Genomic DNA, 24195 nt, shown 5'->3' with positions numbered 1-24195 from the left:
CCCGCTCAAGGCGGGTCTTTTCATTTGATGCAGTCTTTTTTAACGAAGATAGTTCCAGTCGTCTGATTCGTAGCGCTCTTTCGCCAGGTTCTGCACTTCTTTTTCCTGCTCTTCTGTAAGCTTATAGTCCACCCAATTTACATTTAATCCATCAGCAAAGCCTTTGTGAAAAGCCTGGACCACATCTTCATGAGAAACCGGCACTGATTTTATTTCGTTGATCGCCACTGCTTTTTTTCGGAACGCGCGCTGCATTCTTTCCCGGACCCGATCATTGGAATACGTAAACACATCAAACAGCATATCCTCATCCAGGTCAATTATAATCGAGCCGTGCTGGAGAATAACGCCCTTTTGTCTCGTTTGTGCACTGCCTGCAATTTTGCGGCCCTCTACTACCAGTTCATACCAGCTCGGCGCGTCAAAGCATACAGCAGACTGTGGATTTTTAAGGCCCTGCTCTTCTTCTTTGCTCCTGGGCACAGAAAAATAAGCATCCAGTCCAAGGTTCAAAAACCCCTGCAGCAGCCCTTCGGAAATAACCCGGTATGCTTCTGTTACCGTAGCAGGCATCAACGGATGATCTTCTGAGACAATCACGCTGTACGTCAATTCCTTATCATGAAGTACTGCTCTTCCTCCTGTAGGCCTGCGGACGAAACCAAGTTTATGTTTATCTACTGCGTCTAAATCGATATCTTTATGTACCTTTTGAAAATAGCCGATTGAGAGAGTAGACGGATTCCATCCGTAAAAGCGGACAACCGGAGGTTTTTTCCTTCGCTGTGCCAGCGGAGGAGCATTTCATCCATTGCCATATTGTAAGCAGGAGATTGTTTCCCTGAGTCTATAAAGTACCATTTTCTTTTTCCATTTCAGCACACCTTTCTTTTCATCTTTCAGTGTACCAAAGCTTTTTCTATTTCTAAAGAAGTTAAGATTTTTCCTGGCATTTGCTTTGTATAATAGATTTGTTTTGCTTCTTGAAGCAAAAATTATTATAATATTCCTTGTGAGCTTTTTTTAAAGGAGAGGAACAAATATGGCTTGGATCCTATGGGGTATTATCATCGTTTTGTTGTCATTTCTGTATACAGAAGGCTTGTAAAGCCTAAGTTTCTAACAGAATTGACAGAAGAAGAATTCAAACAGGGGTACAGAAAAGCTCAGCTGATTGACGTAGAGAACCCCGTGAATATAATGGCGGCCATATACTCGGCGCCAGAAACATTCCGCTTCCCAGTTAAAACAGCGCATTACCGAAATACGGAAGGACAGGCGGTCTACTTGTACTGCAGTCCGGATCTCGAAGCAAGCAGTGCCCGGTTATTCAAAAGAAAACCGGCAATGAAAACATCTCCCAGTTAAAAACCGGTTTTAAAAAATGGACTGGCAAAATTAGAAAGTAAAAAGCTGTCTCCCCGCGGAGACAGCTTTTTTTCTTTATGATGATAGCTTCTTCTTTTTTAGAAAATTCATGTCGCAGAACCGGCTTTCTTGCTGCAAGCGTCTCATCCAGCCTTTTAATAACTGTCGTATGCGGCGCTTCCTGAACCGTTTCCGGACTTTCTTCTGCTTCTTTCGCGATCGTAATCATAGCGTCTGCAAATTCATCAAGCGTTTCTTTAGCCTCTGTCTCTGTTGGTTCAAACATCATACACTCTTCTACATTAGTAGGAAAATATATAGTAGGCGATGATACCCAAAATCCAGCAGACGTTTAGCGATATCAAGCGTTCTCACACCAAGCTGTTTCTGTCTTTTTCCAGAAAGAACAAATTCGTGCTTACAGTGTCTATTATATGGAAGATCATAATACGGTTCGAGAAGTCTCATCAGGTAGTTTGCATTCAGTACCGCGTATTCAGATACTTTGCGGAGCCCCTCAGCCCCCATCGTGCGGATATACGTATGGGCTCTTACATTGATTCCGAAATTTCCATAAAAAGGCTTTACTCGTCCAATAGATTCCGGACGATCATAGTCCCATTTGTAGGTTCCGTTTTCTTCTACAAGCAGCGGTTTCGGCAGGTAGGCAATTAAATCCTTTTTTACGCCTACAGGGCCGCTGCCCGGACCTCCTCCGCCATGAGGCCCGGTAAATGTTTTATGCAGGTTCAGGTGAACGACATCAAACCCCATATCGCCCGGACGTGCTATTCCTAAAATAGCGTTGGAATTGGCTCCATCGTAGTAAAGCTTGCCGCCGGCCTGATGAATAATAGCTGCCATTTCCTGAATATCTTCTTCGAACAGTCCGAGCGTATTAGGATTTGTCAGCATCAAAGCGGCCGTGTCTTCTCCTGTTACTTCTTTTAAATGTTCAAGGTCAACCAGACCGCGTTCATCGGTCTTTACCGTTACGGAATCAAATCCAGCTACCGTAGCTGACGCCGGATTGGTTCCATGTGCCGAATCAGGAACGATTACCTTGGTTCGTTTGTGGTCCCCATTTGCCTCATGGAACGCTCTAATCATCATCAGACCGGTCCATTCTCCCTGAGCTCCTGCAGCCGGCTGAAGGGTTACTTCGTCCATACCAGCTATCTCTTTTAACTCTTCCTGCAGTTCAAACATCAGCTGCATGGCACCCTGCACCTGATAGTCCGGCTGATAGGGATGAAGATGGGCAAACCCTTTTAATCTGGCGGAGTCTTCATTCATCTTTGGGTTATACTTCATCGTACATGAGCCGAGTGGATAAAAGCCGGAATCAACGCCGTGATTTCTAGTAGATAGAGCTGTATAGTGCCTCATAATCTGGAGCTCTGATACTTCCGGCAGTTCCGGGTTTTCCGTACGCTGCATCTCCTCAGGCAGAATCATATCCAGGTCCACGTCCGGCACTTCGAGCTCCGGAAGCGAATAGCCGGTACGTCCCGTTTTACTGTATTCAAATATCAGTTTCTGTTCTTTATTCATGCCAGCACCCCTTTCAATTCTTCCACAAAGTGATCCATCTCTGCTTTGCTGCGTTTATCTGTCACACAAAGGAGCATCTGCCCTTTTTTGCCTGCCTTCGTCTGTTCCAAATCATATCCGCCGATAATGCCGCGTTCAAATAAAGAACGATTTATGTTATCGACAGAGTCCGGGAGCTGGATAACAAATTCATTAAACACAGGCTGCTCTGCTGTTATTTCTATGCCCGCCTGCTGAAGCTGCTGCTTCAAATAGTGTGTTTTTTTCACATTCTGCACAGCCATTTCTTTTACGCCCTGTCTGCCGAGAGCAGTCATTGCTACAGATGCCGCCAGCGCATTAAGTGCCTGATTCGAGCAGATGTTGGATGTCGCTTTGTCTCTGCGGATGTGCTGCTCTCTTGTCTGGAGGGTCAGTACAAATCCACGGATTCCATCTTCATCTTCCGTTTGTCCGACAAGTCTGCCTGGTACTTTACGCATTAATTTTTTTGTTGTCGTAAAATATCCGCAGTGCGGACCGCCAAACTGGGTTGGGATACCAAAAGGCTGGGCGTCGCCGGTAACAATATCGGCACCAAATGAGCCGGGTGATTTCAGTACGCCAAGTGCCAGCGGATTACTTGATACGATGAATAAGGATTTATGCTGGTGGATTAGTTTTTCTGCAGACTGAAGATCTTCAATCGAGCCGTAAAAATTAGGATACTGAAGGATAACACCGGCTGTATGCTCGTCGATTTGTTTTTCCAGCTCGTCCATATCTGTTTTTCCATCTGTAAGAGGAATGGTCTCCACTATAATTCCCGGCCCGGAAGCATAGGTTTCGATTACGTGCAGCGATTCCGGATGAACACCTTCCGACACTAAAATTTTCCGCGAGGAACTTTTGTGCTGGCTTCCTGCAACCAGTGCCGCTTCGGCAAGGGCGGTATGGCCGTCATACATAGATGAATTGGCAATGTCCATGCCAGTTAGTTCACATATCATTGTCTGAAACTCAAAAATAGCCTGCAGCTCTCCCTGGGAAATTTCAGGCTGGTAAGGAGTGTAAGCTGTATAAAATTCTGAACGCCTGATAACATGATCAACAATCGAAGGAATATAATGATCATACACTCCTGCGCCTAAAAAAGAGGGGTACGACTGCAGATCAGCATTTTTATTACTCAACTGCTGCAGTTCTTTCATTAATGCTGTTTCATTCAATGGGGCACGCAGTTTCATTTCCCCTTTGTACCGTATCTTTTCCGGAATATCGGCAAAAAGTTCTTCTGTAGTGGAAACTCCTATAGTTTTTAGCATTTCCTGCTTATCGGTTTCTGTCATGGGCAAATATCGAAAATCCATTTTTATTCCTCCTCTTTCCTATCCTTTTTTATAAAATGGAACCGGTACGACTTTTGCTGTTTTATTCTTGCCTCTAACATCAACAATAACTTCACTGCCCAACTCTGCCGCTGCTGCTTCTATTAAAACGAGACCGACATTCTTTCCAAGAGTAGGAGACTGCGTTCCGGAAGTGACAAAGCCCACTTCTCTGGAGTCAGGAGAAAATACGGTGTAGCCAGTGCGGGGTATACCTTTATCGATCATTTCAATTCCAGCAAGTTTTCTCGGAACTCCGGCCTCTTTTTGCTTTTGCAGTGCTTTTTTTCCAATAAATTCTCTGGAATCCTTCAGCTTCACAGCGAAACCCATTCCTGCCTCCAGAGGAGAAATGGTATCAGAAAGTTCCTGTCCATACAGAGGAAGCTTCGCTTCAAAACGAAGCGTGTCCCTGGCTCCGAGTCCTGCCGGCAAAAGACCGTGCGGGCCCCCTGCCTCCATGATCGTCTCCCATATACCCGCAGCATCTTCTGCTTTGCAGTAAATTTCGAATCCATCTTCTCCCGTATAGCCGGTGCGGCTTGCAAGCACCCGGCACCCAGCAAGCTCTGTCTTTTCAGAAAATCGAAAAGGCTTGATTTCTTTTAAGTTAGTTTGTGTTAATGTCTGTAGAATTTTCTTCTGCTGCAGGTCCCTGCAGGGCAAGAAGAGCTGTTTCTTTTGATATATCTTTTATTTGAACGTCCGGCCCGGCATGCTCCGTAAGCCAGTCAACATCTTTCGACGTATTGGCTGCATTAAGTACGAGAAAATATTTTTCTTCATTCAGTTGATAAACAAGCAGGTCATCAATCGTCCCTCCCTGTTCATTGCACAAAAAAGTGTACATGGCCTTGCCATTTTCCAATGAAGCCGGGTTGTTGGTAAGCATTTTCTGCAGAAAAGCCTCTGCATCTTTCCCTTCTACAATGGCTTCTCCCATGTGAGAGACATCAAACAATCCAGCTTTTGTTCTTACCGCCTCATGTTCTTCTTTAATACTGCTAAAACGAACCGGCAGCTCCCAGCCTCCAAAATCCGTTGTTTTTGCCCCATACTTTTCATATAGCGTGTAGAGCGGTGTCTGCAATGGCATTGTATATCCTCCTTCATTTGTAAAAACAAAAAAGACAGAGAAACCCCTGATATGGGTTTCTCTGTCCTAAAACCAGAAAGTTTCATCTCTATGAGACTGTCTTCGTGGGTGGCCCGCTCACGGGCACTCTCCAGAGATTCGTCGGATAAAAGTCTGTTTGCCTGAGAGATTCACTGCTGCTGCAGTTTGCTCCTTCGGCGCCGCTCCTCTGTATGCGGGCTCTCCCTTTATCGTCATCCGTCGATATTCTTTTTTATATGCTTGGTGCCCCGCTGATTAACGTCATGACGGAAAACCATCCAAAGACTAAAAAAGCGACTCCTGCAAAACCAACAGCAAAAAAATTACGGCGTCTTAATTCTCTTACTACAGCGAGAGCACACAGGATTGCCACTATTAAAAGTGTTACACCTAAAGCCATGCGGTCTACCCCCTTTAATATGTACAGTATTCTATTTACATTTTTCAAACAATTATGATATTGATTTAATTATACCGTTTGTTTTCTTATTTTGCACCTATATTTTTTTTAACGTACAATAAATGATAGACCGGCAAACGAAAGGAGTCCTCTTGATTATGGATTGGAAGCAAATACCGTTAGGCCCCCTGCAGACAAATTGTTATGTGTTATTTAATAAAAATAAAGAAGCCGTTATTTTTGACCCAGGTGGACATGGAGATGTACTAAATGCCTGGCTATCCGATAATAACCTTCAACCTCTGGCTGTGCTGCTAACCCATGCTCATTTTGACCATATTGGCGCTGTAGAAGATGTGCGTCAAAAATGGAATATACCTGTTTATCTGCATGAATCGGAACAAGATTGGCTTACAGACCCTGAAAAAAATGGGTCATCCCGCTTTTTAGGAGATGCAGCCATTAAAGCAGAGCCTGCTGACGTATTTATCACGAAAGAATCCGAGCTCAACATAGGATCTTTTCATTTTACCCTCTTTCATACTCCCGGCCACTCACCGGGCAGCATTTCTTTTTACCATAAAGAAACAAAAACCGTTTTTCAGGAGACGTATTATTTGAAAGCGGCATTGGCCGGACGGACCTGCCGGGCGGAGACTACGAAACGCTTATTACCAGCATTAACGAAGCGCTTATGCCGCTTCCTGAAGAAACTTCTGTTGCCTGCGGCCATGGGAATGTTACTACGATTGGAAATGAGATGGCCTCTAACCCTTTTCTTCATGGGTTTTCTTAAAACAATACTAGAATACAAAACAAAAAGGCTCTCGATGGGAGCCTTTTTGTTTTGAAAAAAACGGCATTTCTAATGAAAACCTGTTTCCATCATAAATGTGGTGTAATAAGTAAATCCTACAAAAAAAACGGTTAAATAGATGCCAAAAATATAAACATACATTCGTTCAGATAAGTTCATGAAACCAAGTCCAGAAAAACAGCGGTCTGAGCAAAAAAGAAAACAGCCATTTGAAACATATCCCCAACAAGAAAAGCACTGCAAATACAGTCGTCCAAAATGAAATCACCCGAAACATGCGATCCATTCAACATACCCCCTTTTCTTATCATTAGCGCTATTATGTATGCCCTTTAAATAAGAGTAGTTGTATATAGTATATAGCAGAAAACTTCTATTTGTAAATGCTTTCAAAGCTTTAGTTCATCGATTCATAATAAAAGGAGTGGCTCCTTTCCTCTCCGCTCTCGAGCTGCGCTGTAATCTTGACACGGGCTTTTCGGATACAGGAGAGCTGGAATTAATTACAGCCTTTGCTTCAGGAAAAATATATTCCTGTTTCCCCGCCTGTTTTCCATCCTGATACCATTTCTTTTCTGCATTTTGAAGCGTCCATTCCAGCCTGATACTTTGTTCATGAAGCACTGCGTTTTGTTTATGAACCGCATAGCTTCCAACCATGAGCATTGCCAGTCCGGCGCATAGTGCGCATAGTGCTGCGGCTATAGGCATCATTCCTCCCTTTTGATCCAGCCTCCATCCCTCCCTATGACCGACAGGCGGAATCCTGCAGGCGTCTCCCATTTTCGTCCGTTTTTTTCTATCACTGTAATATAAGCACCATATTTTCTGGGCTCCACGTAAAACGTTTCCACATTCTGGAGAACAATTTCAAATCCTTCATTGTTTTTTCTACGCACAATCCGGTCTTCCCGCTGTTCATAAAGACGTTCATCCTCTGGTTCTTTTATTACTATCCGGTTTTCTTCTATTTCTAACTCATGGGCATAATCAAAATCCGTTTTAAGCTGCTGAAAAAATATCGGAATGTCCTGTCTTCCTTTTATCAAATCGCTGGAGAATACCCCTATAAAAGGGATAATCAGTACAACAACAATGAGCGTTATTGCTAAAGATAGTACTGTTTCAATGAGAGTAAATCCTGATTCTTCACCCATATACATGCAGGCATTTTTTCGAATTTCGTTTATTTTGTGCCTCCCATTCCACACAAACCGTGGTTCCGCCCTTTTCCCTATAGCTGTGTAAAGTATATATGTCCCTCGGGCTCTTAGACTGATAGGGCTGTTTCGTAACATCTGCTGTGTTTACAAGCCATGCCTCTTCTTCCAGAACAGCCAGAGCTCTCTGCTCTTCCTGAACCGAACGAATTTCTATAGAAGCTGTTGTATACAAAGGAAGCACGAACAGTCCGGCAAGCAGAATTAAAGCAAGAGCCCCTGTGGATTCAAGCAGCGTAAAACCCTTATCCCATTGGTTCAATATAAAACCTCCCGCTGCCAAGCAGAAAAACCAGTCTGTACCGCTTATTCGGTGTATCAATCGTCAATGTTCCCGGCCGGCGGATGTTGCCATTTGCCGTAAAAACAACATCTGACTCTTTTAAACTGGCGCTTTCTACATACACTCCTTCCGGCATTTTCTTTGATTTAACAGCTGATGAATGAAAAGGTTTTATGCTGTAAGATCCAGCGCTTGAATTAAATAAAAATTGAGTTACTTCTTCATGAGAATATGCGTATTGCTGGGCAAACAGCAAATCTTCTTCAAGCACATGCAGAAATCGTTCGATTTCTTTTACCTGATAAAATGTATAGAGACTGTGTATAGGCCAGGCAGTAAATATAATAAGTATTCCCAGCACAATCAGCATTTCTGTCATCGTATGCCCTTTTTCATTGAATACTGGTGTCATTAAGACCCTTTGCGCACTTTCCCATTTTCCAGTACGAGAGGCGATTCATCCGGGCAGGTTATTCTATCGACATATTCCGCTTCCTGAAGTTCACTGAGAGAAGACGGGGCTTTATTGTATTCTACTGCATATGCGGCTGCCTGTGATTCCAACAGTTTAATCGTAGCGTCACAGCCTTTATTCTGAGCCACTCCGTTATTGGTAACAACGTTTGGAATGGCAATCAATAAAAGAACGGTAATAATCAATAGAACAATAAGCATTTCCACCATCGTAAATCCCGATTCTTTCATATTTCTTTTTGTCATGCGCCGTTTCTCCTTTGAATAATAATTTTTAACAGAGCTTCAATATTTTCCTCCTGAATCTGTTCAAGCTTTGTTACTTTTTCCTGAAGCACCATAAATTCTTCTTCTGCAAATGGTGTCTTTTCTGATATAACCGGCATCTGTGTACCTCCTTTTTTTAAATAGCATTCATTAGTTCAAACATTGGTAAAAATACGGCAAGAAACAAGCTGAGAACAATAAAACCTACAGCCGAAAATAAAACAGGCTGAAAAATCATTACCGCTTTTTTGACTTTTTCTTCGAGAAGATGCAAAAGCCTCTCGCTGTAAAACGATAAATGATTTCCTAATTTACCCGAAGCCTGCCCGTGGGATATAACAAATTTCATTTCTTCCTGAAAAACATTAAGGGCTTCCAGCGCATCGGCTAAGGGCTGTCCTTCCCTGAGGCGATCCTTCAGCGCACACCCCTGTTCTTGAAAAAACAAAAAATGATCCTGTTTTTCAAACACAAGACAGGCATTATGAATGGACAGTCCTCCTTTCAACAGACTACTCATTTGGAATGAAAAATACTGGGTAAGAAATAATCTAATATAAGAAGATAACAGAGGAATACGCATGAGGTGTTCTACTTTTTTTGTCGGGGAAATACGTCTGAAGTAAACGGTCCACCAAAGAACAAGCACAATCCCTGCAAACATAGGTGGAATAAGCAGATAAGGTGCATAGCGGACTCCAATAAAGACCGCATTCGTAAATAAAGGCAGCTCCACGTGCAGAGAGGTAAACAGCTGTTCAAACTGCGGGAAAAGGTATTGAAGCATAACAAATCCAATCATAAAAAGGATCCAAATTAACAGCAGAGGATACATCGACATTTTTTTCAGCTCATGCAGGACCGCAAGTCTTCTCGCATAATGTCTTCCGGCATCTTCCAATCCCTGGTTAAGCGTGCCCGACTGCTCTGAGAAATAAACAAATGCAGTGACGTCTGCTGGAAAATGAAGCGGCGCCAGCAGATCGTGAAAAGAACTCCCTTTTTTTAATTCCTCTATCATCCATTCCACATTTTCTTTAATAAATTGAGGCTGTTCCCATGTAAGCAGATGAAGCGCCTGATCAAGAGTATATCCGTTTGTCAGCAGTTCCCCGCATTTTTCCAGGAAAGCTGCCTTGTCTTTCTTTTTCCATTTATCTTTCACTGGTTTCCTCCTTATCGAGGAAATAATAAGACGGCAGCAGTTGAAAAGCCGCTGCTTTCGCTAATTGACGCTCATAAATAGGGTTGGATTGATTGGAAGATTGGAGAGGGTTCTGCAGCGCTTTCTGGAGACTGGAACCAGTCAGCATATCATAAACAGGGAATCTGGAGGCGTGCTGATGGCGGGAGCATAAAGGAGAGCATGGGGAAGGATAACACCAGCTGCAGTGACGGAGTATGAGCTCCTGCGTGGATACGGCAAGCAGTGTTTCTTTTAGATCAAGTCTGGAGCAGCCAAAATCATAAAACCGCTGCAGTGCACTCACCGGTGATTTAGCATGCATCGTAGTCAGTACCAAATGTCCTGTTAATGCAGCTCGAATGGCGAGACGAGCCGTTTCCTCATCACGTATTTCTCCGACCATAATAACGTCCGGGTCCTGGCGCATCGAAGCTTTTAATAATTCTGAATAGGTCAGCCCGGCTTTCGTATTAACGCTCATTTGTATGTAAGCATCGTTTTTTATCTCTACCGGATCTTCTATACTAATAACTCTGACTCGTTTTTTTATTTCATTCATTAACGTATAAAGAGAGGTCGTCTTTCCTGAACCTGTGGCTCCTGTTAGTACAATCATACCGTTGGATTTGTTCATAAGAGAGGTGAATAGCTTTCTAATGCAGGAATCAAACGACAAATACTGCAGTGTCTGTCCGGCAGTTTGAGGTAAAATACGAATCGAGAGGCTTTCTTTAAACTGTGATGGAATCGTGGAAAATCGTAGATGAACGGCTGGAGAGGTATAGCGGATAAATATAGAGCCGTTTGGGGACGCCTCTGCTCACCTATATCCATGCCCGCTCTGAACTTAAAATGGGCCGTCAATCTGTCGGATTGACGTGATGAAATAGAGTGGCTGAAATGAAGCATGCCTTTAACCCGAAAAAAACAGCTGTTTCATTGTCTTTCGGATGAAAATGAATATCTGATGCGTGCAGCGCTAGTGCTTTGTCTATTAGCAGCCTGCTTTGTTTTTCAATATCCTGCAATCACTGATCCACCTGCTTTCCTTTAGAATATTATTATTGTACTCTATCATATAGAATTTGAAAAGCTTTCGAACTAAATAAATTCTATATTTTTACTTTTTATAAAGTCTTTATGCCTATAATTTATTTATTTAAAAAAAGTAAGGCATTCTTCGTTTGAACGAAGAATGCCTTACTGTAAAGAAAAGCAATGCTTTTTACATTTTATCTTGAACAGAATCCAGTTTCCTTTTCATCTGTTTTCCTTCTTTATCACGACGGTCATCAATTCGAATATTGGTGGACACCCGTTGAGCCCCTCTTTTAAAAGGAATTTCATGAATCTCTTCTATGACTGCCAAAAGATCTTTCATGTCTCCTTCGATTAATGTGCTCATTGGCGTCAGCTGAACGTCAATTTTATCCGTGTGCTGATCCAGCACTTTTTCAATCTCTGCTACATCTTCGCTCATTCCTGTATCTTTTCCAATTGGTACTACTGTAATATCAATAATTGCCATAATATCCCTCTCTTTTTTCAGTAATAATTGATAGGCCAGAACGGCTGCAGTGAGATGCTTATGCGACGGCTCTGCACAAGCTATATGCTTTTGCGTCCAGTAGGACATACGCAAAAGCCGCTTATGCCATCTATTTGTGCTGCTTTTATAAAGCCATTTATAGCCCGCAGCGGCAAAAGCTGCATTACCCCAGGCACTTCTGCGGCTGCTGTGGACAGGTCTAATAAACTCCATAAGAAACCGGTGCCTGTAATAAAACCTGCAAAGTAGAAAATCACTACATTTGTTGAACAATAGCGATTCGTTATAGCAGCCACTGTTATTCCATTAACGTTTTCGATGGTTTTTAAACCTTTATAAGAAAATACTTATGTTCCGCTCCGTGATATTGTCTCCATTCTTTTGGAAAAATAAAATGGGACCCGAAAAAAAGAAGCACTAAGGTATAAAAGGGAAGTCTTGTCATTTCCCACTCTGCTGTGCTTATACCGCCTGCCGCTCTTATTACGAGCAGGAGTCCCAGCAAAAATAAGCCTGCTTTGTATCCGGCAGGCAGGGACTGGAGCAGAAGCCAGCCTATTTTACACATGTTTGTTTTGTTTTATCCAAAGCATATACACACTGCTGTCCTTTGTGCTCGATACAGATGCTTATGTAATGCTTCCCAAAAACATCACGCCTTTTTGAAAGAGAGGCCTTTCATTACGGGGCTCCCCAGTCTGTACCAACTGTTCCGTTACCCAGTAATAATCGTCCATATGGTCGCTTTCTTCAAACCCAGGATCAAAAAAACGGAGATCCTCTGTATTGATTTCTTCATGCTCTTTCCATGTATGCAGATAGGTAATAACCGCTTCTTCGGCTTCACTGCTGTTCAAAACAACTTCCACCCTGCCGTCATTACCATACGTTTCGTGATCATCTGCCTGGTTGGGGAACACAAACAAAACCCCATCTTCTTTTTTTTCCCCTTCCCCTTCAAATATCGTTTCCTCACTGTGCCGAAGTGTTACCGCGGTTTCATTTATTTCGCTGCCGGCAAGTGCATCTCCATTCCCGTCAAGAAACGTTACGCCTATGTAATCTGTGCCTGTAATTCCATCGTCCGGGGAAGCCTCCCAGAGCCATTCGGCCTCTAATAAAGTTTGTTCCCCTTCTTTTGTAAGGTGTGGAAGCCAGCTGATGCTTTCGCTGAGTTCTTCGTTTGTTATCGATTCTGTCTGATTAAGATAATATATACCACTTGCAAACATAAATACCGTAAGAATAAGCGGAAGTATAACGACCAGTTTATTGCTTCTAAACATACTCGGCCCCTCTCTGCAGAAACAAAGAAAAAGGCTCCTCAGAAAACTGGAGCCCTTTACTTAGTCCTGATACATAAATTTAGCTCCTGCAATACCTGGATTGGTCATCTCTTTAGCATTCAGTATTTCATCAAGCTCTTCTGCAGAAAGAATGCCTCTCTCCAAGCAGATCTCCCGCACGCTTCGTCCGGTTTCAATAGCCTCTTTAGCAATTCTCGAAGCAGCTTCATAGCCGACATGCGGGTTAATAGCCGTAATAATCCCGACACTTCTTTCTACCAGATCCTTATTGTGCTCAACGTTTGCTGTGATTCCATCTACAGCAAATTCTTTAAATACTTCCAGACCATTCTGCAGGATTGATAAAGACTGCAGCAGATTAAATACGAGCACCGGTTCCATAACATTTAATTCCAGCTGACCGGCTTCTGAGGCGAGGCTGATCGTATGGTCATTTCCTATAACCTGAAAAGAAATTTGATTGATAACTTCACACATAACCGGATTTACTTTTCCAGGCATGATAGACGAGCCAGGCTGACGCGACGGCAGATTGATTTCATTGAATCCCGTCCGTGGACCAGAACTCATTAACCGAAGATCGTTGGCAATTTTAGATAGATTTATCGCATGCACTTTCAATGCACCCGAAAGCTCTGTGTAGGCATCTGTATTCTGCGTGGCATCGACAAGATTTTCCGCACTGACAAATGGCATGTCGGTAAGGTTTACAAGATGTTTGGCTGCCCGGACAATATATTCCGGTTTTGCATTCAAGCCGGTACCTACTGCCGTAGCCCCAGATTGATTTCATACAAATGTTCTACAGCGCGCTTAATACGTCTTAAATCTCGGCCCAGTACTCTTCTATAAGCACCAAACTCCTGGCCAAGTCTAATAGGAACAGCATCCTGCAGATGTGTTTCGTCCCATTTTTATAACATCATCGAATTCTTTTTCTTTTGTTTCCATAGCCGAAATTAATTCTGTCAGCGAATCCTCCAGCCCTTTTGACAAGTGCAGGGCGGCAATGTGGATCGCTGTAGGAAAAGCATCATTGGTAGACTGGGCCATGTTTACATGTGTATTAGGGCTTACCATCAAGTACTGCCCTTTCCCCCCCGCCATAATTTCGATCGCCCTGTTCGCAATTACTTCATTAGCATTCATATTAAATGACGTACCGGCCCCGCCTTGAATAGCGTCAACGATAAATTGATCATTAAATCTGCCTTCTATTACTTCATCTGCAGCCTGTATAATGGCCTCTGATATGTTTTTACGCAGGACACCGACTTCCGTGTTGGCAAGGGCGGCTGCCTTTTTTACATATCCAAATGCTTTAATTAATTCTGGATGCGGCGGATATCCCGTAATAGGAAAATTCTCTTTGGCACGGATCGTTTGAATACCGTAATATGCTTCAGCCGGCACCTGTTTTTCACCTAAAAAATCTCTTTCCGTCCTGAATCAGTCATTTTTTACTCCCTTTATTTTTAATTTTTCTCCAAATAATGATCCCATAAGTGCTACAGCGGCCTCAGCCGTCTTGTTTCTTTCGTCCAGGATCGGGTTCACCTCAACAAACTCTGCACTTGTAATGATATCAGCTTCTGCCAGAATTTCCATCGCTAAATGGCTTTTCCCTGTAGCTCATTCCACCAGGAACCGGCGTTCCGACTCCTGGAGCATCATGTGGATCAAGGCCATCCAGATCCAGGCTTAGATGCACCCCATCGCATTCAGCTACATGTCGAAGCGTTCTATCCATTACTTCTGCCAGTCCAAGCCGATCTACCTCATGCATCGTGAATACGAGCATCCCTGTTTCTGAAATATAGTCTTTTTCTCCTTCATCCAGGTCTCTTGCGCCGATAATCACAACGTGCTCCGGCTTTACTTTTGTCCCGTGCTGATGAATATTCACCAGGTTCTCATGTCCCCTGCCAAGAGATACCGCAAGCGGCATCCCGTGAATATTCCCCGAAGGTGAGGTTTCTGCTGTATTTAAATCTCCATGGGCATCATACCAAATAACCCCCATTTTCTCAAAATGAGCAGAAGCCCCCGCAATACTGCCAATTGCAATACTATGATCGCCTCCTAAAATTAAAGGAAAGCGGGAGCTCATTAAAATGCGGGAAACACGTTCGGCTAGTTTTTCACTCGTGTTTCGTACTTCAGCAAAATTTGTCAGGTTTTTTTCTTCTGATACCTGTGCTCCAGGTGCATTTGATACTTCTATATTACCAGCATCTTCGATGTCGCACCCGATTTTTCTAAGCCTTTCTACAATTCCTGCATATCGTATGGCGCTTGGGCCCATGTCGACGCCTCTTCGACTCTGTCCCAAATCCATGGGTACTCCAAGCATCGTAATCTGCTTTTTCATATGTATTCCCTCGTCTCTATTTGAAATGACGCTGTTATTATTTTAACTGAACGTTTTTTTTGCAAGCCAGGCAGCACCTATGACTCCTGCATCATTTCCAAGGGAAGCCGTTGAAAATTCCACGCTTTCTCTGACTCTTTCAAGTGCATACGTATTAAAATGTGAGCGCAGCGCCTGCAGCAGACTATCTCCTGCAGCGGATACACCGCCGCCGATTATGAATTTTTCCGGGTTGAGTACATTGCCTATATTCGCTGCTGCAAGACCAAGGTAGTGCAGTGATTCATGAATACAAGCCCGGGCCGCCTCATCACCGGATGCTGCAAATGCAAACAATTCTTTCGTCGTTAGTTCTTTCCCTTGCTCCACATGTACTGCGAGAGCAGAAGATGGATTTTCCGCTGCTGCTTCTTTCGCAAGCCTTACCATTCCCGTCGCGGAAGAAACCGTCTCAAGGCAGCCGGTTTTGCCGCAGTTGCACGGAGCTCCGCCTTCGGAAATAACGGTTACGTGTCCTATTTCTCCTGCCATACCCTTTGTGCCATGAATAATTTCTCCATTTATGATGATACCGCCGCCTACTCCGGTTCCAAGCGTTAAAAAAATAACATCGTTGGCACCGCTGCCGGCACCCTGCCAGTATTCTCCAGCTGCTGCCAGGTTAGCATCGTTATCTACTACAGCGGGGATCCCTAATACTTCTGAAAGTTTATCTGCTATAGGATACTTTTTCCATCCAACATTTACAGCCAGATCGATAATCCCGTGCTCCATGTCAATAAAGCCGGGTACTCCTATACCAGCTGCAATACAGTCTTTTTTATTGATGCCTGCTTTTTCCAGATGTTTTCTGCAGATGCGGCTATATCATGAACGATATGGCTCCCGGCATCTGCTTTGTTTGTTGGAATAGACCATTTATCTACCATTTCTCCCTCTTTGGAAAATACAGCCATTTTTACTGTTGTACCACCAACGTCAATCCCTATAAGGTACGTTTTATTCATTCCTGTCTGCCCCTTTTCTGCTGCTCTATTTGCTTTTCAGTTGAGATAATTCGCTTTGCCTGCAGGTAAGCTGTTTTGTCTGCCATACCCTGCTGATAAAATTCGGTAATTTCCTGGTCCATCATGTCAAGATCGGCCATTCGGTCTCTAGTATAGATGACCGTTCCTCTATTGACGAGCCACTTTCTCACATCTGCTATTGTTTTCATATTCTCGCTGAACAAGCCTAAACCCTTCTTTCTTAGGAAATCTCATCCAGTCTTTCTTCGACCAGATCAAAATCCAGTTCCTCCTCCGACTCCCGTTCCCCCTCGGTTCTTCTTGCTTCATTGAGGGCTTCTTCCGCTTCCTGCGGCCGGGAAAGCTCAATGTACGTTAAAGCTAGATTGTAGTGAGCTTCAGCAAATTCCGGTTCCAATTCAATCGTTTCTTCAAAATAATGGCTCGCCTCTTCATAATTTTCTAAATAAGATTCTGTATATCCTAGTAAAAATACGGTTTGTACGTCTTCTGTATCACTGTTCTCCCTTGTATTTAAAAGAAGGTCTCTCGCTTCTTCATATTCTCCTTTTCAGCAAGGTCTCTTGCTATCTGCTGATTCATCATAGCTGATCCGGCTTTATTTTCATTGGTCATTCCAAACCAATACAACCCTATAGTCAGGACTGCTGTTCCAACTAACAGGGGAATCTGCGTTTTTCTGCGGCCGCTGTTAGGAAGATGAACTGCCCCGGCTGCAAGAAAACCGCCGATCAATCCGCCAATATGGGCGCCATTATCTATTGCCGGTACCGCAAATCCAAAACCAAGGTTAATTACGAGAATAATCAGCACGTTAAATCCCATCGTTCGAAAAAACAATTTTTTATGCACCCAGCCAAAATAAAGCAAGGCTCCGAAACAACCGAAAATTGCGCCGGATGCGCCCGCTGACACTTGCTCATTAAAAGAAAAGCTGGCAAGTGAACCTACTGCAGCTGCTGCAGTATAGATAAAGAAAAATCGCCGTGTTCCAAAAATCCGCTCTACCGCCCCTCCAAGGTAAAACAAAGCAAGCGAGTTCATAAATAAATGGAGAAAACCAATATGAAGAAACGCAGCGGAAAAAAGTCTCCACCATTCTCCATCGATAATTCCCGGATTATATTTCGCTCCGAAGTCAATCAGCGTAGCCATATTCATACTGCCGCCGGCCTGTTCAAGCAGAAAGAACATAATAAAAATCGAAGCAAGCAGAGCATAAGTAAGAATCGGCTTACCATAAAAGAAAAGGCTGCGTTCTTTCGTTTCAATTTCTTCCTGCTGCTTTTCCACTTCTTCCCGATAACTGCGTGTCCGGGCTTTTAGTTCTTCTTCTGGTTCTTCTACATTCCAGATGGAATGTTCTTCTTCCCAGTCCGACTCTTTTTTTAGAATAATCGACAGGATACTCTGTGGAGAATCAGCTATGTTTCTTTCACCATCATTTGATAACAAAAAAAGACTGCTCGAATACTTTTGATTCCAGCATTGATTTAAACGATGAATCCATATCAACAGGCGGATAGGATGTAATGTAAACATTGTAAAAGATTATTTTTCTCGTTCCGAGAGCTTTTTTTATCGCCGGTGCTGCTTTTTCCGCCTCCTCCTGGTCTCTTTCCAGGCGGTTGAACCAATCGTACTCGACGCGTGCAACGCGGACAAGCACCGTTCCTTCTTCTGTTTCCTTCTCGAGCCATATCTGTTTTTTGTCTTTGCTTTTTTCAAAAACCCTGAAACGTTCATGAACGACTAATCGATGAATAAATTTCCAGTATAAGTGCGTTTGCAGGGCAATATTCATGGTAGTTATCCTCCTGGGTTTATCCGGCTGACTATCAAGCGGGCCGCTTCCTCGAAATTTTCGCATTCTGCAAACGGAGGCTGCCCATTCTGCCTGGGCTCTTCTCTTGTGTTTAAGAAAATACATTCCATGCCGGCCTCCATGGAAGCCTGAACATCAAGTGACCATGAGTCTCCCACATAGAGACTTTTAGAGGGCCGGCTGTTTATTTGTTTAAGTACCTGCGTGAATATTTTACTGTTTGGTTTTTTAATTCCTAATTCTTCTGAAATATATACTCTTTCTTTTGGTATATATTTTTCAACATGAAGCGCTTTCCATTTATCAAGCTGAGTCTCTTTTTTTCCATTTGTAATAATACCTATATAAATATTGGCTTTAGAAAGGTTCTCAAATAGTTCTTTCATACCCTTGTATGGTTCAACGAATTTGGCTACTTCTCTTTCATATTGATCATGAAAAAGCATTGCTTCCTTTTCATTCATTTCGATATCAAAATATTTCATTGTTTGGGCAAAGCGCTCTACCCTATACTCTTCATAGGTTAATATATCTTCTTCCATTTCTGTCCACAGCTTGTCGCAGTAATATTTAAATGTGGCAAACCATGTTTTTTCATCTATATGCTTCATCGTCTCATCAGGACGGTATCTTTTTTGAAATGTATGAATAATAGATTTCTCAAATGCCAGTTCATGACTATATAATGTGTTGTCCAGGTCAAAAAAAATACTTTCCCACCTCATAATTGCCCCCTCTTTGTTTCTCTATTATAGCAGGGGTTTCCGCTATTTTCGACTTTTGGCCTTACCTTATAAGCCAGAGCAGCAGCAGGCATAGCCCGCCGCCTGTTACTGTACAGATCGTATTGACCGCTTCATTATCTGCCCATTTCCATCCACTCGTTTTAAGAGTGTAGTTCCCGCAGTGCATTTGCTTTTCCGTTATCAGCCCGCATCGACGGCATCGATAGGTCACCTGAAAAAAAGCACCCGTGCCTGTATCCATCAGATTTCCCAAAAAGCCTGCCGCTGCAACAGCTGTAGCCATTATATAGATCGAAGAAAAGAAAGAAGAAAATAAAAAAGCAGCTGCTCCTCCAATAAAAACCGCTCCGAGAAGGGCAGCAGCTGTTCCCGGTACTGTTACGGCACCTGAAGTTCCAGCGGGCACCTTCTGTCCTCCTGGAAATAAATACGTGCGGCTGTTCGAACGGCTTCCCCACTCAGACGCCCATGTATCTGAAGCCGCGGCAGCAAGTGATCCCGCAAAAGCGGCAATCCACAGCTCGCTTCCGGTAATCCAGTAAAGTAGAGCACTGACAGCCGCAGCTCCGCCGTTGGCAAATACCTGTCCAGCCCGTCTTGCCCCATTTCCTGCATTGATCTCCTCCGCCTCTTTATTATCCGGAAGCAGGGAAAACAAAGAAGAAGTAATAAAAAAAAGCAGCAGCAGAGAAAAACCCTGCCAGCCTAAGCCAAACCATATTACACTGCCGATTACAGCCGCTGTAAGAGCTCCGCCTGCCGTTAATGCGGCTGCTTTATATGCAGCCGCGGCAGCACCAACTATGAAAAGGTATGCTGTGATCATCTGTAAATAACTCCCTTTTCCGTAATCACCGCCTGAACAGGTATATCATGCGCTTCTCTTGGCACATGCTCGATCAGCTGATAGTCAAAAGCAAGAGAGCACGTGCAAGCACGGCAGTCTTCTAAAAACCGGTCGTAGTAACCACCGCCGAATCCAATGCGGTAGCCTTCCCGGTCGAAAACCATTCCCGGCACGACAACAAGGTCAAAATCATTTTTGTCCCATTCCTGCTTTTCCTTCTGCGCTGGTTCCATAATACCCGCAAAGCCTTCCACTAAATCACGAAAGGAATCAATGCTGTAAAAGTGAAGGGATCGTTTCATCGGATCTACTTTAGGGACAGCTGTCTGTTTATGCTGGTCCCATGCTTTTTCAATAATAGGTTTTGTATCGATTTCTCTTCCTGTTGCTAAGGTCACCGCTATTTTATCTGATCTTTTCCAAATATCGGACGAAAATAAATGATCATATACCTTATCCTGCATCGTTTTATGTAAAGCCGGGGTCAGTGCTTTGGAATGCTGGTACGTTTGCTCTCTTAATTTCCTTTTATCGTTCATTGCTGCCTCCTTAATGTTTCAGGTTCAGGTTTCATTATATCGTGCATTCGTTAAAAATCTGATACCTTTTTTTACAAAAAAAATAAGCAGAGGAGATAATCTCCTTCTGCTTATTTTGTTTCGCGGTGGATCGTATGCTTTCTTAAACGCGGGCTGTATTTTTTCATTTCAATACGCTCTGGGTTTGTGCGCTTGTTTTTAGAAGTCATGTAATTACGATCTCCTGTTTCCGTGCAGGCCAGGGTAACTTGTACTCTCATAACAATATCCCTCCCCTTTCTTTATCTTCAATCATACTTAACTATGATAGCAAATACCATCTTGTCTATCAAGTGTTTTTTCTTTTCAGCGCGTCTGAGATTCATATTTAATCTCAGCAGAGGAGCTTATTGCTCTGTTTCAGCGTCCCCAGTGTCTTCCTCAGTTTCAGCTTCTGTGCCTTCTTCTGCTTCCTGTTGTTCAATCACGTCTTCATTCTCCGGATCTATTTCAGGCCGCTCTTCTTTCAGCTCAAAGTAAGCATCCATCGCTTCACGTGCTATAGTGTTTGCGACCCCGTTCCTGCCGCCGTTCTCTTCTAAATACGTGTAGGGAACGATAACGGCTATAGCGACTTCAGGATTATCATAAGGTGCATACCCAACAAAAGCCTGGTTAGCTGCATTGGAATCAAGCTCTCCTGTGCCTTCATTTCTCACGGTCACCTGAGCTGTTCCTGTCTTCCCGGCTATTTCATAGGGTGCATCGCTGAAGTAGCTTCGAGCCGTTCCGTTTGATCCCTCTACAACCTCCAGCATTCCCTCCTGAGCCATATCAATATACTCGTCATCAATGTCAATTTTGTTCATAATGCTTGGTTCAATCTGTTGAGAAATTGACCCCATATTGCTTTTATCAGGATTAGAATGGCGCACTTCCTTTACAAAGTGAGGCTCCACACGGTACCCATCGTTTGCAATAGTAGATACATACTGTGCAAGCTGCATAGGTGTATACGTATCAAACTGTCCAAAACTCAGGTAAAGTAGATTTCCCGGATCTCCATAACCACCGGAAATTCCGGAAGATTCGGAGGGAAGGTCTATACCTGTCTCTGTACCCAATCCAAATTGATTATAATAATAGCGCATTGTATCATATGCTTCCTGCACGTTAGCTGTATTAAATGTACTTCCACGCTCATAGTCTGCCAGTCTCATCGCAATTTCCGACATATAAATGTTGGAAGACCTTTCCAAAGCACCTAAATAATTGACACTGCCAATACTATTGGATGCTGAACTGATTGAAGGCGTTCCTGGCAGATCAATAGGTGTATCATTTATATACGTATCCGCTGTCACTACGCCCTCTTGGAGTCCGGCCAATACAGTTGCCATTTTGACTGTTGAACCCATCTCAAATGAACTGCTCACAGTTCCCACCTGATCCTGGTAGCCGGAGGCAGCAAGGACTTCGCCTGTACTTGGTTCAATCATCACCGCATAGGCATCTTCTTCGTTTACGAAGTTGCCGGACTGCCCGCCGACCTGTTCATCTACAATGGTTTCCAGGTCCTGCTGCAGCGCCATATCTACAGACAGCACCAGATCATTGCCCCGTCTCCCCGTCGTTTCAGCACCATTACCCAGAGCTTCCTCAGCGTCAAGCAGCTCTCCTTTTACGCCTCGAAGAGCACTTTCATATTCTTCTTCCAAAAAGCTTGTGCCGACCAGATCAGATCGGTCGTAGCCGAGAGCCAGGTATTCGTCAATTGTTTCACGCGGAATGGAACCTACAGAACCGAAAAAGCCCGGAAATGATTCATCAAACACATATTGTCTATTTGAATCTCTTAATAAATCCACCCCAGGTAATTCTTCCAGGCGCACACTTACTTCATGCGCTTCCTCCCTGGTCAAATTTTCTTTTACTCTTTGCGGTGAATCATTATATCCAGATATCATTTCGCGCCATACTGCTACCGTTTCAAGCTCCGTTCCCTGAATATCACTTAATTGCTCCTCTGTAATTTTTTCCAGCTGCAGGTCATATGGATCCTCTCCATTTTCTCCAGCCGCCGCCATTTCCTCTTCCGAGAGAAGAGCTTCCGCTTCCTCTTCCCGGGTGATCAGCCAGTAGTCCCGTAAATCTCTATCCGTAATACTATCTGTATCCATTTCCATGTATCCGCTCAGCCGTTCAGCGATATCCAGTCTTTCTTCATCCGATACGCTCGATGAGTTTGTGTATGTAAGAGAGAGGATTAATTGATTATCTACGGCAATTTCGCCATTTCTGTCATACATTACTCCACGAGGTGCATCAATTCTCGTTACGGGTTCGCTTGCTTCTTCCAAATCCTGTTCAAAACTGTCTCCCTGTACGATTTGTATAAATCCCAATCTTAAAATGAGTGCCGAGAAAAGTATAAATACTGCGAAAAAAAGCACATTTAATCTTTTAGGAAGATGACTTTTTCTGGTTTTTCTTGATGCCACTGCAATCCCTCTTTCTTTAATACGAGCTCGTGCGATTCAGATATTATATATCCACTCGCACACCCTGATTTTACCATACTCTATATACGATAAAAAGAAAGCAGGCGGTTCATCTTTTAAAAAAAGAGCAATAACAAAAGAAGCACCTATTATCATTTCAGATAATAGGTGCTTCTTTCTAGTTAAGGCTGATTTAATTCCGTCAATGGAATATATTAATTATTTTGCTTCTGAATAACGCTTTTCTACTTCGTTCCAGTTAATGATGTTCCAGAATGCATCGATATATTCAGGACGACGGTTCTGGTACTTAAGATAGTAAGCGTGCTCCCATACATCCAAACCTAAGATAGGCGTTTTGCCTTCCATGATTGGAGAATCCTGGTTAGCTGTGCTCATAATTTCAAGCTCACCGCCGGATAGTACAAGCCATGCCCATCCAGATCCGAATCTGCCGGTTGCTGATGCAGCAAATTCTTCCTGGAATTTTTCAAAGCTTCCGAACTTGCTTTCAATTGCACTTGCAAGATCTCCGCTTGGCTTGCCGCCGCCATCCGGGCTTAGAATCTGCCAGAAGAATGTGTGATTGGCGTGACCGCCGCCGTTGTTTCTAACAGCTGTACGGATATCTTCAGGAATAGAATTAAGGTCTCTAATAAGGTCTTCTACGTCTTTACTTGCAAGATCGTCATGACCTTCCAATGCTGCATTAAGTTTTGTAACGTAAGTGTTATGATGCTTATCGTGATGAATCTGCATCGTTGTTGCGTCTACATGAGGCTCTAGTGCGTTTTCTGCATAAGGTAGTTTAGGTAGTTCGTAATTTGACAATTAAATCTCCTCCTTGGAATGTAAACGTGTAATGAAAATTAAATGATATAGCCTCTCAGCTATACGACATAAATAAATGTAACAAAACGGTGACAGTTTTACAATCAATATGCTGTTACCGCCATTTATTTCTAACATGGACACTAATGTCTATACCCAGCTCTATAATTGTTTAAACTAAAAAAACACAAAAAAAGCACACAATGTGTGCTTGAGTATTTGTAATGGTGGACCCTGTAGGACTCGAACCTACGACCGGACGGTTATGAGCCGTCTGCTCTAACCAACTGAGCTAAGGGTCCTTCACATGGGGCGGCTGATGGGAATCGAACCCACGAATGCCGGAACCACAATCCGGTGCGTTAACCACTTCGCCACAACCGCCATGTAATTATTCTTTTTTTATATGGTAGCGGCGGAGGGAATCGAACCCCCGACCTCACGGGTATGAACCGTACGCTCTAGCCAGCTGAGCTACACCGCCATAATGGCTCCACAGGCAGGATTCGAACCTGCGACCGATCGGTTAACAGCCGATAGCTCTACCACTGAGCTACTGTGGAATATCCTATTATTATGTATAAACGTCTTCTAACAGCGACATTTATCATAATACCAC

The 24195-nt window shown here is 43.4% G+C and carries 23 protein-coding genes, 4 tRNA genes, 9 pseudogenes and 1 riboswitch; of the genes and pseudogenes, 2 read left to right on the top strand and 34 right to left on the bottom strand.

Going from position 1 to position 24195, the window contains the following annotated elements:
* Positions 1–39: 39 nt before the first annotated feature.
* Positions 40–818 (bottom strand): annotated as a pseudogene (locus tag MMY81_RS24355) (lipoate--protein ligase family protein).
* A gap of 229 nt (positions 819–1047) precedes the next feature.
* On the opposite strand from MMY81_RS24355, the gene MMY81_RS24350 reads away from it, so the two are divergent.
* Positions 1048–1368 (top strand): hypothetical protein, encoded by a 321-nt coding sequence (locus MMY81_RS24350; RefSeq protein ID WP_374562724.1) that lies wholly within the window; start codon positions 1048–1050, stop codon positions 1366–1368.
* Between the two features lie 106 nt (positions 1369–1474).
* Here the strand turns inward: MMY81_RS24350 and gcvPB are convergent.
* The 4 genes and pseudogenes from gcvPB to MMY81_RS24330 form a co-directional block, all read right to left on the bottom strand.
* A pseudogene (gcvPB, locus tag MMY81_RS24345) lies at positions 1475–2922 on the bottom strand (aminomethyl-transferring glycine dehydrogenase subunit GcvPB); the annotation flags it as partial.
* On the bottom strand, positions 2919–4271 hold the full coding sequence (gene gcvPA, locus MMY81_RS24340; RefSeq protein WP_252314854.1) for an aminomethyl-transferring glycine dehydrogenase subunit GcvPA: 1353 nt from the start codon (positions 4269–4271) through the stop codon (positions 2919–2921). The pseudogene gcvPB and the gene gcvPA, both read right to left, overlap by 4 nt.
* A gap of 18 nt (positions 4272–4289) precedes the next feature.
* Positions 4290–5385: pseudogene (gene gcvT, locus MMY81_RS24335) on the bottom strand (glycine cleavage system aminomethyltransferase GcvT).
* A 139-nt stretch (positions 5386–5524) separates the two neighbouring features.
* Positions 5525–5622: riboswitch (glycine riboswitch) on the bottom strand.
* A 16-nt stretch (positions 5623–5638) separates the two neighbouring features.
* Positions 5639–5806, bottom strand: coding sequence for a DUF2759 domain-containing protein (locus tag MMY81_RS24330; protein WP_252314853.1), 168 nt, complete (start codon positions 5804–5806; stop codon positions 5639–5641).
* A gap of 158 nt (positions 5807–5964) precedes the next feature.
* Between MMY81_RS24330 and MMY81_RS24325 the strand changes: the two are divergent.
* A pseudogene (locus MMY81_RS24325) lies at positions 5965–6602 on the top strand (MBL fold metallo-hydrolase).
* 69 nt (positions 6603–6671) lie between these two features.
* On the opposite strand, the pseudogene MMY81_RS24320 reads toward MMY81_RS24325, so the two are convergent.
* The 29 genes and pseudogenes from MMY81_RS24320 to MMY81_RS24175 all read right to left on the bottom strand — a co-directional run bounded on the left by MMY81_RS24320 (position 6672) and on the right by MMY81_RS24175 (position 24139).
* Positions 6672–6909, bottom strand: a pseudogene (locus MMY81_RS24320) (DUF2626 family protein).
* Positions 6910–7025: 116 nt separating this feature from the next.
* A complete protein-coding gene (locus MMY81_RS24315; RefSeq protein WP_252314852.1) occupies positions 7026–7337 on the bottom strand; it encodes a hypothetical protein in 312 nt (103 codons plus the stop codon).
* Positions 7334–7780, bottom strand: a complete 447-nt coding sequence (locus MMY81_RS24310) for a competence type IV pilus minor pilin ComGF (RefSeq protein ID WP_252314851.1) — start codon at positions 7778–7780, stop codon at positions 7334–7336. The genes MMY81_RS24315 and MMY81_RS24310 overlap by 4 nt, the downstream gene beginning before the upstream one ends.
* Positions 7773–8105, bottom strand: a complete 333-nt coding sequence (locus tag MMY81_RS24305; RefSeq protein WP_252314850.1) for a hypothetical protein — start codon at positions 8103–8105, stop codon at positions 7773–7775. The genes MMY81_RS24310 and MMY81_RS24305 overlap by 8 nt, the downstream gene beginning before the upstream one ends.
* Positions 8089–8538: a competence type IV pilus minor pilin ComGD gene (gene comGD, locus MMY81_RS24300; RefSeq protein ID WP_252314849.1), complete on the bottom strand. Its 450-nt coding sequence runs from the start codon at positions 8536–8538 to the stop codon at positions 8089–8091. The genes MMY81_RS24305 and comGD overlap by 17 nt, the downstream gene beginning before the upstream one ends.
* Positions 8538–8846, bottom strand: coding sequence for a competence type IV pilus major pilin ComGC (comGC, locus tag MMY81_RS24295; RefSeq protein ID WP_252314848.1), 309 nt, complete (start codon positions 8844–8846; stop codon positions 8538–8540). Before comGC ends, comGD begins: the two co-directional genes overlap by 1 nt.
* Positions 8843–8986, bottom strand: a complete 144-nt coding sequence (locus tag MMY81_RS24290) for a hypothetical protein (protein ID WP_252314847.1) — start codon at positions 8984–8986, stop codon at positions 8843–8845. The genes comGC and MMY81_RS24290 overlap by 4 nt, the downstream gene beginning before the upstream one ends.
* A 17-nt stretch (positions 8987–9003) precedes the next feature.
* On the bottom strand, positions 9004–10032 hold the full coding sequence (gene comGB, locus MMY81_RS24285; protein ID WP_252314846.1) for a competence type IV pilus assembly protein ComGB: 1029 nt from the start codon (positions 10030–10032) through the stop codon (positions 9004–9006).
* Positions 10022–10849 (bottom strand): ATPase, T2SS/T4P/T4SS family, encoded by an 828-nt coding sequence (locus MMY81_RS24280; protein ID WP_308215466.1) that lies wholly within the window; start codon positions 10847–10849, stop codon positions 10022–10024. The genes comGB and MMY81_RS24280 overlap by 11 nt, the downstream gene beginning before the upstream one ends.
* A gap of 64 nt (positions 10850–10913) precedes the next feature.
* Positions 10914–11081, bottom strand: coding sequence for a hypothetical protein (locus MMY81_RS24275; RefSeq protein WP_252314845.1), 168 nt, complete (start codon positions 11079–11081; stop codon positions 10914–10916).
* A gap of 197 nt (positions 11082–11278) precedes the next feature.
* Positions 11279–11815: an MTH1187 family thiamine-binding protein gene (locus MMY81_RS24270; RefSeq protein ID WP_252314844.1), complete on the bottom strand. Its 537-nt coding sequence runs from the start codon at positions 11813–11815 to the stop codon at positions 11279–11281.
* A 416-nt stretch (positions 11816–12231) separates the two neighbouring features.
* Positions 12232–12888 carry a hypothetical protein gene (locus MMY81_RS24265; protein ID WP_252314843.1) on the bottom strand — a complete coding sequence of 219 codons (657 nt, stop codon included), beginning with the start codon at positions 12886–12888 and terminating at the stop codon, positions 12232–12234.
* Between the two features lie 60 nt (positions 12889–12948).
* Positions 12949–14322: pseudogene (gene aspA, locus MMY81_RS24260) on the bottom strand (aspartate ammonia-lyase).
* 36 nt (positions 14323–14358) lie between these two features.
* Positions 14359–15280, bottom strand: a pseudogene (gene rocF, locus MMY81_RS24255) (arginase).
* A 42-nt stretch (positions 15281–15322) separates the two neighbouring features.
* Positions 15323–16287: pseudogene (locus tag MMY81_RS24250) on the bottom strand (ROK family glucokinase).
* Positions 16284–16511 (bottom strand): YqgQ family protein, encoded by a 228-nt coding sequence (locus MMY81_RS24245; protein WP_252314842.1) that lies wholly within the window; start codon positions 16509–16511, stop codon positions 16284–16286. Before MMY81_RS24245 ends, MMY81_RS24250 begins: the two are co-directional and overlap by 4 nt.
* 17 nt (positions 16512–16528) lie before the next feature.
* Positions 16529–16795, bottom strand: a pseudogene (locus MMY81_RS35790) (tetratricopeptide repeat protein); the annotation flags it as partial.
* A 26-nt stretch (positions 16796–16821) separates the two neighbouring features.
* Complete coding sequence (locus MMY81_RS24230) at positions 16822–17763, bottom strand: rhomboid family intramembrane serine protease (RefSeq protein WP_252314841.1); 942 nt, start codon at positions 17761–17763, stop codon at positions 16822–16824.
* Complete coding sequence (locus tag MMY81_RS24225) at positions 17750–18112, bottom strand: hypothetical protein (RefSeq protein ID WP_252314840.1); 363 nt, start codon at positions 18110–18112, stop codon at positions 17750–17752. The genes MMY81_RS24230 and MMY81_RS24225 overlap by 14 nt, the downstream gene beginning before the upstream one ends.
* 5 nt (positions 18113–18117) lie before the next feature.
* On the bottom strand, positions 18118–18858 hold the full coding sequence (locus tag MMY81_RS24220; RefSeq protein ID WP_252314839.1) for an HAD family hydrolase: 741 nt from the start codon (positions 18856–18858) through the stop codon (positions 18118–18120).
* Between the two features lie 61 nt (positions 18859–18919).
* Positions 18920–19705: a DUF92 domain-containing protein gene (locus tag MMY81_RS24215; protein WP_252314838.1), complete on the bottom strand. Its 786-nt coding sequence runs from the start codon at positions 19703–19705 to the stop codon at positions 18920–18922.
* On the bottom strand, positions 19702–20265 hold the full coding sequence (locus MMY81_RS24210; protein WP_252314837.1) for a 5-formyltetrahydrofolate cyclo-ligase: 564 nt from the start codon (positions 20263–20265) through the stop codon (positions 19702–19704). The genes MMY81_RS24215 and MMY81_RS24210 overlap by 4 nt, the downstream gene beginning before the upstream one ends.
* A 110-nt stretch (positions 20266–20375) precedes the next feature.
* Complete coding sequence (gene rpmG, locus MMY81_RS24205; protein ID WP_120193388.1) at positions 20376–20525, bottom strand: 50S ribosomal protein L33; 150 nt, start codon at positions 20523–20525, stop codon at positions 20376–20378.
* A 126-nt stretch (positions 20526–20651) separates the two neighbouring features.
* Positions 20652–22745, bottom strand: a complete 2094-nt coding sequence (locus tag MMY81_RS24200; protein ID WP_252314836.1) for a peptidoglycan D,D-transpeptidase FtsI family protein — start codon at positions 22743–22745, stop codon at positions 20652–20654.
* 219 nt (positions 22746–22964) lie between these two features.
* Positions 22965–23576, bottom strand: coding sequence for a superoxide dismutase (locus tag MMY81_RS24195; RefSeq protein WP_252314835.1), 612 nt, complete (start codon positions 23574–23576; stop codon positions 22965–22967).
* A 225-nt stretch (positions 23577–23801) separates the two neighbouring features.
* Positions 23802–23878, bottom strand: a tRNA-Ile gene (locus MMY81_RS24190).
* Positions 23879–23884: 6 nt separating this feature from the next.
* Positions 23885–23960, bottom strand: a tRNA-His gene (locus MMY81_RS24185).
* Positions 23961–23983: 23 nt separating this feature from the next.
* A tRNA-Met gene (locus MMY81_RS24180) sits at positions 23984–24060 on the bottom strand.
* A 4-nt stretch (positions 24061–24064) separates the two neighbouring features.
* A tRNA-Asn gene (locus MMY81_RS24175) sits at positions 24065–24139 on the bottom strand.
* Between the last annotated feature and the right edge of the window lie 56 nt (positions 24140–24195).

The organism is Sinobaca sp. H24 (assembly GCF_023845525.1).
Note: the sequence above shows the minus strand (reverse complement) of the source record. Positions and strands in the feature narration are given on the sequence as shown.

What these genes read in the sequence shown, in the direction of transcription:
- gcvPA (WP_252314854.1), bottom strand. Translation starts at nt 4,271, where the DNA reads ATGGATTTTCGATATTTGCCCATGACAGAAACCGATAAGCAGGAAATG.
- MMY81_RS24330 (WP_252314853.1), bottom strand. Translation starts at nt 5,806, where the DNA reads ATGGCTTTAGGTGTAACACTTTTAATAGTGGCAATCCTGTGTGCTCTC.
- MMY81_RS24315 (WP_252314852.1), bottom strand. Translation starts at nt 7,337, where the DNA reads ATGATGCCTATAGCCGCAGCACTATGCGCACTATGCGCCGGACTGGCA.
- MMY81_RS24310 (WP_252314851.1), bottom strand. Translation starts at nt 7,780, where the DNA reads ATGGGTGAAGAATCAGGATTTACTCTCATTGAAACAGTACTATCTTTA.
- comGD (WP_252314849.1), bottom strand. Translation starts at nt 8,538, where the DNA reads ATGACACCAGTATTCAATGAAAAAGGGCATACGATGACAGAAATGCTG.
- comGC (WP_252314848.1), bottom strand. Translation starts at nt 8,846, where the DNA reads ATGACAAAAAGAAATATGAAAGAATCGGGATTTACGATGGTGGAAATG.
- MMY81_RS24290 (WP_252314847.1), bottom strand. Translation starts at nt 8,986, where the DNA reads ATGCCGGTTATATCAGAAAAGACACCATTTGCAGAAGAAGAATTTATG.
- MMY81_RS24270 (WP_252314844.1), bottom strand. Translation starts at nt 11,815, where the DNA reads ATGGAGTTTATTAGACCTGTCCACAGCAGCCGCAGAAGTGCCTGGGGT.
- MMY81_RS24265 (WP_252314843.1), bottom strand. Translation starts at nt 12,888, where the DNA reads ATGTTTAGAAGCAATAAACTGGTCGTTATACTTCCGCTTATTCTTACG.
- MMY81_RS24225 (WP_252314840.1), bottom strand. Translation starts at nt 18,112, where the DNA reads ATGAATATTGCCCTGCAAACGCACTTATACTGGAAATTTATTCATCGA.
- MMY81_RS24220 (WP_252314839.1), bottom strand. Translation starts at nt 18,858, where the DNA reads ATGAGGTGGGAAAGTATTTTTTTTGACCTGGACAACACATTATATAGT.
- MMY81_RS24215 (WP_252314838.1), bottom strand. Translation starts at nt 19,705, where the DNA reads ATGATCACAGCATACCTTTTCATAGTTGGTGCTGCCGCGGCTGCATAT.
- MMY81_RS24210 (WP_252314837.1), bottom strand. Translation starts at nt 20,265, where the DNA reads ATGAACGATAAAAGGAAATTAAGAGAGCAAACGTACCAGCATTCCAAA.
- rpmG (WP_120193388.1), bottom strand. Translation starts at nt 20,525, where the DNA reads ATGAGAGTACAAGTTACCCTGGCCTGCACGGAAACAGGAGATCGTAAT.